Origin of the sequence: Nonomuraea aridisoli (genome assembly GCF_003236395.1) — a bacterium.
Taxonomy (GTDB): domain Bacteria; phylum Actinomycetota; class Actinomycetes; order Streptosporangiales; family Streptosporangiaceae; genus Nonomuraea; species Nonomuraea aridisoli.
Genome location: NZ_POUD01000332.1, coordinates 1 through 9,198, shown reverse-complemented (window position 1 = coordinate 9,198; position 9,198 = coordinate 1). Strand labels below are relative to the sequence as shown.

9 protein-coding genes are annotated in these 9,198 nt (G+C 70.4%); 7 read left to right on the top strand and 2 right to left on the bottom strand.

The window, feature by feature from the left end; all coding sequences use genetic code 11:
* The first annotated feature begins 128 nt into the window (after positions 1-128).
* Entirely contained in the window at positions 129-1,118 is a 990-nt protein-coding gene (locus C1J01_RS42660) for a HesA/MoeB/ThiF family protein (protein ID WP_220040394.1), read from the top strand.
* Between the two features lie 241 nt (positions 1,119-1,359).
* Positions 1,360-1,944, top strand: coding sequence for a DUF6879 family protein (locus tag C1J01_RS42655; protein WP_111184734.1), 585 nt, complete (start codon positions 1,360-1,362; stop codon positions 1,942-1,944).
* Between the two features lie 71 nt (positions 1,945-2,015).
* Here C1J01_RS42655 and C1J01_RS42650 read toward each other — a convergent pair whose 3' ends face one another.
* Complete coding sequence (locus tag C1J01_RS42650) at positions 2,016-3,614, bottom strand: SLC13 family permease (RefSeq protein WP_111184733.1); 1,599 nt, start codon at positions 3,612-3,614, stop codon at positions 2,016-2,018.
* A gap of 106 nt (positions 3,615-3,720) precedes the next feature.
* On the opposite strand from C1J01_RS42650, the gene C1J01_RS42645 reads away from it, so the two are divergent.
* Positions 3,721-4,764, top strand: a complete 1,044-nt coding sequence (locus C1J01_RS42645; RefSeq protein WP_111184732.1) for a tartrate dehydrogenase — start codon at positions 3,721-3,723, stop codon at positions 4,762-4,764.
* 4 nt (positions 4,765-4,768) lie between these two features.
* Here C1J01_RS42645 and C1J01_RS42640 read toward each other — a convergent pair whose 3' ends face one another.
* Complete coding sequence (locus C1J01_RS42640) at positions 4,769-5,236, bottom strand: PPOX class F420-dependent oxidoreductase (RefSeq protein WP_111184731.1); 468 nt, start codon at positions 5,234-5,236, stop codon at positions 4,769-4,771.
* A gap of 147 nt (positions 5,237-5,383) precedes the next feature.
* Between C1J01_RS42640 and C1J01_RS42635 the strand changes: the two genes are divergently transcribed.
* The 4 genes from C1J01_RS42635 to C1J01_RS42620 all read left to right on the top strand — a co-directional run.
* Positions 5,384-6,757: an acetamidase/formamidase family protein gene (locus C1J01_RS42635; RefSeq protein WP_111184730.1), complete on the top strand. Its 1,374-nt coding sequence runs from the start codon at positions 5,384-5,386 to the stop codon at positions 6,755-6,757.
* A 108-nt stretch (positions 6,758-6,865) separates the two neighbouring features.
* Positions 6,866-7,900 (top strand): NAD(P)-dependent alcohol dehydrogenase, encoded by a 1,035-nt coding sequence (locus C1J01_RS42630; protein WP_111184729.1) that lies wholly within the window; start codon positions 6,866-6,868, stop codon positions 7,898-7,900.
* Position 7,901: 1 nt separating this feature from the next.
* Positions 7,902-8,942, top strand: a complete 1,041-nt coding sequence (locus C1J01_RS42625; RefSeq protein WP_111184728.1) for an amidohydrolase family protein — start codon at positions 7,902-7,904, stop codon at positions 8,940-8,942.
* Positions 8,939-9,198: iron-sulfur cluster assembly protein (locus tag C1J01_RS42620; RefSeq protein WP_146615931.1), on the top strand; the 260-nt coding region annotated here is incomplete at its 3' end. The genes C1J01_RS42625 and C1J01_RS42620, both read left to right, overlap by 4 nt.

Genomic DNA, 9,198 nt, shown 5'->3' with positions numbered 1-9,198 from the left:
GGTAGGGCTGGGGTGCGATCTTGACGGGTGGGGTTGTCGGTGTTGAGCATCGGGGGGTGCGCTTACCTCGCGTCAAACCGGAGCATGCCCCGCACCGGCTCGGTGACGGGACCGTTCGGCTAGGGGGTGTGCTGTACGGGATCGCGTCCGAGGTCGCGGATCCCGGCGGGTGCGTCTGGGTGGCGTTGGCGCTGATGGACGGCACCCGTTCGCCCACGCGGATCGCGGCCGAGCTGCGGTCACGTTTCGCGGACCTGACGGCGGAAGAGTCCGATGAGGTCGTGACCGCGTTGATCCGGTCCGGTCATGTGGAGGAGGCCGATCCCGGGCCGTGCGAGGCGCTGAGCGAGCAAGAGAAGGAACGTTACAGCCGCAGCCGCGACTACTTCCGCTGGGTGGACGTGACGCCCCGCGACCACGGCTGGGAACCACAGCTACGCCTCAAGAACGCCCGCGTCCTGGTGCTCGGCCTGGGCGGCACCGGCAGCCACGTGGCCTGGTCGCTCGCGGCCTCGGGAGTCGGCCGCCTGCACCTGGTCGACCCCGACGACGTGGAGCTGTCGAACCTCAACCGCCAGATCCTCTACACCGAGGCGGACGTCGGCCGGCCGAAGGCCGAGGTGGCGGCCGAACGGCTGCGGGCGGTGAACTCGGGGATCGAGATCACCGCCGAGGACGCCCGCGTGGACGACCCGGCGGAGCTGGGCCGGCTCGTCGACGGCTGCGACGTGCTGGCGCTCTGCGCCGACCATCCACGCGAACCCGGCGGCATCCGCACCTGGGCCAACCGCGTCTGCGCCGAGGCCGGGATCCCCTGGGTGAGCGGCGGCTACGACGGGCCGCTCGTCAGCGTGGGCGTGTTCGGCCCGGGCGGCCCGTGTTTCGAGTGTGTACGCGCCGGCATACCGCCGCGACCGGGAGCCGATTTCGCCTGGCCGGGCGTCACCGGGGCGTCGGCCGGAATTTCCGGTCAGCTGGTCGCTCATGACGTGGTGGCCATCATCACCGGCCTCATGGTCACACCGCCCGGCTATTTCCACGGCCTCGCCCTCTTGGATCCGGACGAACACGTGTACGCCCGTTACCCGTCAAGAACCGATTGTGAATTCTGTTATTGAATGAAAGATTCAGTGATCGTAGTCTTCCGCTGACCGTTGTTGACTCCCTCGGTAAGGAGTTCCATGAGCAGCAGCCCTGCATCCGAGCCCAGGCGACGGCAGGACGACAAGACGCGGAAGCAGATCACCGTCCGCAGGCTTGACAAAACTGAAATAACCGGCCGGTCGCAGCCCAGCACCGGCGGCTCCAACTGAACCGAGTGCGGGCAGGGCGACCTGCCCGCACTTCCGGGAGAAACTGATGAACGACGTTCTGAATCGTGTGCGTTCCGCGCCCGGCACGACCATGGACGCGGCGGAGTACGGCGCCGATTTCGCCCGCGCGTTCGCGGCCAAGAGCGGCATCGTGTGGAAACTCGAGCGCGCCCAGCATTTCGACGAGGGTGATCTGCCGAGCTATCTGGCGATGGTCGCGGGCGACTGGGACCGTGCGATCGAGCTGGCCGAGCAGATGCGCCCCGGTTTCCGCGAGGACAATCCCGACCGGATGGATTTCCGGCGGATCAGAGTCGTCGAGGAGCCGCTCACCCCGTATCTGCGGTGGGAGCTGGAACTCCTGGCCATGCGCGCCGAGGAGGGCGAGAACAGCCGGGTGGTGCCCGCCTCGGCGGTGCGGTCGTACGAGAGCGCCGGGCCGGTGCCGGAGCTGGTGTTGTTCGGGCCGGAGCTGCTCTACGAGGTGCTCTACGACGAGACCGGCCGGCACACCGGCGCGCGCCGCATCACCGATCGCGAGGTGATCGAGCCGTGCGTCGCGATCCTGGCCGGCCTGTTCGACCAGAGCGAGGACCTGCGCGCCTACCGCACGCGGACGAAAGCCGTCTGACCGTCGCCTGCTGCGCGGCCGCTCGTGATGGCGCGGGCACGGCCGCGGCGGAAAGGACGGGGGCCGGCTTTTCAGGCGCCGATGCCGGTGACGGCGACGAGGAGCGGCAGGAGCACGACGATGAGGATCGCGCCGAGCACGTCGAAGCTCACCCCCGAGCGGATCATCGTAGTGATCGGCACGACGCCGGAGCCGTACGCGATGGCGTTCTGCGGGGTCGAGACCGGCAGCATGAACCCGAACGACGCCGCGAACGTCGCCGCCAGCGCCGGCACGAACGGGTTGACCCCCGCCGCCATCGCGATCGGGATGACGATCGGCACCACGACCGCCGCCGAGGCCGTGTTGCTGGTGGTCTCCGACACCACCACCGCCAGCGCCACCGCGAACGCCGTGATCGCCAAGGCGCTGCTCAGCCCCAGCGCCGACGCGGCCGAGGAGCCGATGGTCTCGGCCAGCCCGGTGTCCTCCAGCAGCGAGCCGAAGATGATGCCGGTGCCGAACAGCACGATGGTTCCCCAGTCGATGCGGGCGGCGTCGCTCCAGTTGAGCGTGAAGTCGCGCCGGTCCCAGTCGGTCGGCAGCAGGAACAGCAGGGACGCGCCCAGCACGGCCACGATGCCCTCGTTGAGCCGGCCGCTGACGGTGGTGTAGAGGGCGGAGCCGGTGCCGGCGAACAACGCCACCACGCCGGGGAAGATCCACAGGAACACGGTGACGGAGAACGCGACGAGCGTGTTCTTCTCGGCCCGCGACAGTCTGCCGAGCGTGGCCCGCTCGGTGCGTACGTACTCCTCGACGCCCTCGATGCGGCGGATCTCCGGCCGGTTGAGCAGCAGCAGCACGGCTGCGAGCGCGACGAACATGAGCGCGCAGATCGGCAGCGCGGTCACCATCCACTGCGCGAACGAGATGCGCCGGCCGGTCGCCTCCTCGATGAGGCCGCGCCCGATCAGGTTCGGCGGGCTGCCGACGGGCGTGAGCAGGCCGCCGACGCTGGCGCCGTACGCGAGCATGAGGACGAGCGCGGCGCCGACCCGCAGCCGCAGCGGGTTGAAGTCGGGTGCGACCAGCCCGCGGTCCTGCAGCAGCTTGGCGATGACGGCGAGCATGCCGAGCGCCGTCGGCAGCAGCATGGCCACGGTCGCGGTGTTGGAGACGAACGCCGACAGCAGGCCCGTGACGAGGCCGAACGCCACGACGAGCCGGAACGTCGAGCGACCCACGCCGGGCAGCGACAGGATGCGGAAGGCGAACCGGCGCGCGAGGCCGTGCTTGAGCATCGCCTGCGCCAGGATGAACGCCCCGATGAAGGTGAAGATCGTGGAGGAGCCGAACGGCGCGAGCGCGTCCGTCGCCGACACTACGCCGAGCAGCACGATCAGGCCGACGCCGATGAGCCCGCCGACGGGGATGGGCACTGGCTCGGTCACCCACAACACGATGACGCCGAGCAGCACGGCCGCCAGCGTCTGCTGCTGGGCGGGCATGCCGATCGGCAGCAGGGCGAAGACGATCGTGACGAGCGGCGCCAGCCACAGGCCGGTCGTGCGCCGCGCCTTTTCGAATCTCTCCTCGGCGGGGCTCAGTTTCTGCTCACCGAGGCTGCGGTAGGTGGCGTGGCCGAGCAGGGCCTGGTCGACGTCTGTCCTGGGGGCGCCGGAGTTCATGGTCCGCTCCTCATGTCCTGGCCGCCGTACGACAACAGGGTCCAAGACCAGTGTCGGGAGAGGCCCGTCTTGGACCTTTGGGCGGGTCCCCGATTGAATCGACACCATGACGACGCATGACATCGCGGTGATCCCCGGCGACGGCATCGGGCTCGAGGTCACCCCGGCGGCCCTGGAGGTCGCCCAGGCGGCGGGCCGCCGCCACGGCTTCGGGTTCGGCTTCACCGAGTACGACTGGTCGTGCGAGCGCTACCGCCGCGAGGGCGCCATGATGCCCCCTGACGGGCTGGAGCGGCTGCGCGGCCACGACGCGATCTTCCTCGGCGCGGTGGGCGCGCCCGGGGTGCCCGACCACGTCTCCCTGTGGGGGCTGCTCATCCCGATCCGCCGTGCTTTCCGCCAGTACGTCAACCTCCGGCCCGTCCGCCTCTTCGAGGGCCTGGACAGCCCCGTGCGGGGGCGCATCGACCTGGTGGTCGTCCGGGAGAACACCGAGGGCGAATACAGCGAGATCGGCGGCCGGATGAGCCGCGGTTTCCCGGAGGAGATGGCGGTGCAGCAGTCGGTGTTCACCCGGGCGGGCGTGACGCGGGTGCTCGACTACGCCTTCGCCCTGGCCGCCCGCCGCGGCGGCCACCTCACCTCGGCCACCAAGTCCAACGGCATCGTCCACACCATGCCGTTCTGGGACGAGCTCGTCAGGGAACGCGCCGCCGAGCACCCGGGCGTGCGGTGGGACCAGGAGCACATCGACGCGCTCTGCGCCAAGCTCGTCCTGGACCCGGGCCGCTTCGACGTGATCGTCGGCTCCAACCTGTTCGGCGACATCCTCAGCGACCTGGCCGCCGCGGTCGCGGGCAGCATCGGCATCGCCCCGTCGGCCAACCTCAACCCGGAGCGCGAGTTCCCGTCCATGTTCGAGCCGGTGCACGGCTCCGCGCCCGACATCGCCGGCCGCGGCGTCGCCGACCCGATCGGGGCGATCTGGTCGGCCGCCCTGATGGTGGAGCATCTCGGGCATCCGCAGGCGGCCGAGGAGATGGTCGCGGCCATCGCGGCGGTGCTGGCCAAGGGCGACGTGCGCACCCGCGACCTGGGCGGCACGGCGGGCACCGAGGAGTTCACCCAGGCGGTGTTGTCACACCTGTGAGCGTTCAGTCGTTGACCAGGCGGGCGGGGAAGCCGCCCGTCGCGATCGGCCCCCAGCGCTCGATGTGGATGCGGACCAGCGACTTGTCCTGGCGGCGCATGGCCGCGCGGTACTCGTCCCAGTCGGGGTGCTCGCCGGCGATGCAGCGGTAGTACTCGACCAGCCCCTCCAGCGCCTCCGGCATGTCCAGCACCTCGGCGCGCCCGTCGACCTGGACGTACGGGCCGTTGAAGTCGTCCGACAGCACGCAGATCGACACGCGCTCGTCACGGCGGGCGTTGCGGGCCTTGGCGCGCTCGGGATAGGTGGACACCACGATCCGGCCGCCCTCGTCGACCCCGCAGGTGACGGGCGAGAGCTGGGGGCGGCCGTCCGCGCGCATGGTGGACAGCAGGCCGTGGTGCCGGGGACGCAGGAAGTCGAGCAGTTCGGGCAGTTCGACGCGGCGCGCGGTCGCGATGTTCGGAGCCATCTCAGATGCCTTTCCAATCAGACTGACCGTCTGATCCTTTCACTTGCCGGCTTCGGCGCGTGAAAAGCCGTCTCCGGCGAAACGCCCCCGTAACGCACGTCGTTCATGATCGAGCACGACCTGCACACCAGAGCCAGAGGGAGTGCCATGAGCAAGCGGAAAAGCCCCGCCGGCGTACGGGACGCGCTGATCGACGGACTCGGGCGGCGGAACTTCCTGCGGGCGGCCGCGGTCATCACCGGAGCGGGCGGGACGCTGGCCGGCGCGCGCGCCGCCGCCGCGGCGACCCCACCGGTGACGCCGCCGGTGACGCTGCCCCGGGAGGTCCTGCAGCCCCGCAAGGGGCCGATCCCCGGCAGGCACTACCTGCCCTCGACCCCCGAGCAGGTCACCTGGGGGTACGTCCCCGCGCTGGACGCCCGCCCGGTGCTGCGCATGCGCTCGGGGGAGACGGTCACCGTCGACTCCGTCTCGCACGAGGGCATCCTGGAGGACCAGGGCCGTGACCCGGTCGCGTACTTCGGCGAGCACGGCGTGCGCCGCGTGGACGTGCTCCAGGACGCCGTCGCGATCGCCCGCGACTACGCCCGTACGCCGCGTGACTTCGACGTGGACGGCCCGCACGTCGTGACGGGGCCGATCGCCGTCGAGGGCGCACGCCCCGGCGACGTCCTGAAGGTCGAGATCCTCTCGCTCGTGCCGCGCGTCCCGTACGGGGTCGTGTCGAGCCGGCACGGCAAGGGCGCGCTGGCTCGCACGGCGAGCGGCGGCGCGCCCGACGGCATCACCCTGGACGAGGTCATGCCCCCGGTGGCCACCGACGGACGCCCGACCGGAGACCCGCTCAGGTACGGCAACGTGTCGGTGTTCACCCCGGTGCGCCGGGGCCGCCGAGGCGTGCCGAGCGGCGTCATGAAGCGCGGCAGGCGCGGCGAGGTGACGTTCCCGCTGCGGCCGTTCATGGGCATGATGGGGGTCGCGTTCGCGCGGGGGAGCGGGCCCACCGATCCGGCGCTCAACTCGATCCCGCCCACCCTCGGCGGCGGCAACATCGACATCAACCTGCTCGGCGCAGGCGCAACGTTCTACCTGCCGGTGTTCGCCGACGGCGCGCTCTTCTACACCGGCGACCCGCACCACGCGATGGGCGGCGGCGAGGCGGCGCTGACCGCGATGGAGGGGTCGTTGCGGGTGACGTTCCGGCTCAGCGTGTGCCGGCCGGGGTCCGGCGACGCGCCGGAGGTGGCCTTCCGCTATCCGTTCGGGGAGACGCCGGAGGCGTGGTTGCCGATCGGCCTGTCCGACCCCGACGGCTCGATCGACGGGCAGGGGAGCGACCTCGACAGCGCCATGCGCCGGGCGGTGGTGAACGCGCTCGACTTCCTGGAGCAGGACCAGGGCATGGAGCGGGCCGTCGCGTACGCGTACCTGTCGGCGGCGGTGAACTTCGAGGTGTCGCAGGTGGTGGACCGGACGACCGGCGTGCACGGCGTCATCCCCAAGGAACATTTCTCCGACTAAAGCTTCGTTCGGCCCGAAATTACCGTGTTATGAAATTTCGGGCGTTGACCGTCGCCCCTGGCCGTACCAACGATCGAAGGAGAGTCTTTCGCCGGCCGAGGAGCGACGATGAAAGCCGTACGTCTGCACGAGTACACCAAGCGTCCGGTCGTCGAGGACGTCCCGGACCCGCAGGTGCGAGGGCCGCTGGACGTGCTGGTCGAGATCGGCGGAGCCGGGCTGTGCCGCACGGACCTGCACATCGTCGAGGGGCAGTGGGCGCAGAAGTCCGGCGTGCGCCTGCCGTACACGATCGGGCACGAGAACGCCGGGTGGGTCCGCGAGATCGGCCCGGCCGTGACGAACGTGCGGCCGGGCGACGCGGTCATCCTGCACCCGATCGTCACCTGCGGCCTGTGCCGGGCGTGCCGGGCCGGCGACGACGTGCACTGCGCGAACCAGCGTTTCCCCGGCATCGACACCGACGGCGGCATGGCCGAGCTGCTGCTCACCAGCGCCCGCTCCGTCGTCAGGCTCGACGAGAGCCTGCGCCCCGCCGACGTCGCCGCGCTCGCCGACGCGGGCCTGACCGCCTACCACGCGGTACGCAAGGCGGTGCCGCTGCTCTACCCCGGCACCCGCGTCGTCGTGATCGGCGCCGGCGGGCTCGGTCACATCGGCGTGCAGTGCCTGGCCGCCATGACCCCCGCCGAGGTCATCGTCATGGACCGCTCGCCGGCCGCGCTGGAGCTGGTCAAGGACCTCGGGGCCGCGCACACCGTGCTCGCCGACGGCGGCCAGGTCGAGGCGGTCGCCGACCTCACCGGCGGCCAGGGCGCGCACGTGGTGCTGGACTTCGTCGGCGAGGGCGGGGCCGAGCGCGAAGGGGTGGAGATGTTGCGCCGGGCGGGCTCGTACTTCGTGATCGGGTACGGCGGCCGGGTGGAGATCCCGACGATCGACATCATCTCCAGCGAGATCAACGTCATCGGCAACCTCGTCGGCTCCTACAACGACCTCGACGAGCTGATGGCCCTGGCCGCGCAGGGGAAGGTGCGCCTGCACACCAGGACGTATCCGCTCGACGCGATCAACGAGGCCATGGACGACCTCGACAACGGCCGGCTGCAGGGCCGCGGCATCCTCGTACCGGGCGGGAGATGAGATGTACGAGAAGGACGGCGTCAGGTATTTCGTCATCGACGGGCACGTGCACTTCTGGGACGGCAGGCCGTCCAACCGGGCCAACCGCTACGGCGAGGGCTTCATCAACTGCTTCTACGACTACCACCGCAACCTGTCGCCGGAGTCGGAGGTGTGGACGCCGGAGGAGTTCTGGCAGCAGAGCCAGGAACGCGTGGTGCACGACCTGTTCGAGGCCGGGTACGTGGACAAGGCGATCCTGCAGCCGACGTACCTGACGGAGTTCTTCGTCAACGGCTTCAACACCACGGAGCAGGACGGCGTACTTGTCGAGAAATATCCGGACAAGTTCATCGTGAACGGCTCCTGGGACCCGCGCGACGGCGAAGCCGGGCTGGACAGGCTGGAGGCCCTCGCCCGGCGCTGGAACCTCAAGGGCGTCAAGCTCTACACCGCCGAGTGGAAGGGCGACTCCAAGGGCTGGAAGTTGTCCGACCCGTGGGCGTACCGCTACCTGGAGAAGTGCCAGGAGCTCGGCATCCGCAACATCCACGTGCACAAGGGCCCGACGATCTACCCGCTCAACCGCGACGCCTTCGACGTGGCCGACGTGGACGACGCCGCGAGCGCGTTCCCCGAGCTGACGTTCGTGGTCGAGCACTGCGGGCTGCCGCGCCTGGAGGACTTCTGCTGGATCGCCACGCAGGAGCCCAACGTGTACGCCGGGCTCGCGGTCGCGCTGCCGTTCATGCACACCAGGCCGCGCTACTTCGCCCAGGTGATCGGCGAGCTGCTCTACTGGCTGGACGAGAACCGCATCACGTTCGCCAGCGACTACGCCATCTGGACGCCCAAGTGGCTGGTCGAGCGCTTCGTCGACTTCCAGATCCCCGAGGACATGCAGGGTGAGTACGGCACGCTGACCACCGACGTCAAACGCAAGATCCTCGGCCTCAACGCCGCCCGCCTCTACGACATCCCGGTGCCGCCCGAGCTGGACGTCGCCGCCGCCCACGCCGGCAGCGACGAGCCGGTGGCGTCGGGGCCCAGGCCGCCGGCGTGAACGCGCTCTGGGACGCGCTCGCGACCGTACGCGATCCGGAGCTGGACGAGCCCATCACCGACCTGGGCTTCGTCCGCGCGGCCGAGGTCCGCGACGGGCACGCGTCCGTACGGCTGCGGCTGCCGACGTACTTCTGCGCGCCGAACTTCGCCTACCTCATGGTGGCCGACGCGTGCGACGCCGTCCGCGGGGTGCCGGGGGTGGTGTCGGCGGACGTGCGGCTGGAGGACCACTTCGCCTCTGACGAGATCAACGC

Coding starts and splice junctions, on each gene's coding strand:
- C1J01_RS42655 (WP_111184734.1), top strand. CDS start 1,360: ATGAACGACGTTCTGAATCGTGTGCGTTCCGCGCCCGGCACGACCATG.
- C1J01_RS42650 (WP_111184733.1), bottom strand. CDS start 3,614: ATGAACTCCGGCGCCCCCAGGACAGACGTCGACCAGGCCCTGCTCGGC.
- C1J01_RS42645 (WP_111184732.1), top strand. CDS start 3,721: ATGACGACGCATGACATCGCGGTGATCCCCGGCGACGGCATCGGGCTC.
- C1J01_RS42640 (WP_111184731.1), bottom strand. CDS start 5,236: ATGGCTCCGAACATCGCGACCGCGCGCCGCGTCGAACTGCCCGAACTG.
- C1J01_RS42635 (WP_111184730.1), top strand. CDS start 5,384: ATGAGCAAGCGGAAAAGCCCCGCCGGCGTACGGGACGCGCTGATCGAC.
- C1J01_RS42630 (WP_111184729.1), top strand. CDS start 6,866: ATGAAAGCCGTACGTCTGCACGAGTACACCAAGCGTCCGGTCGTCGAG.
- C1J01_RS42625 (WP_111184728.1), top strand. CDS start 7,902: ATGTACGAGAAGGACGGCGTCAGGTATTTCGTCATCGACGGGCACGTG.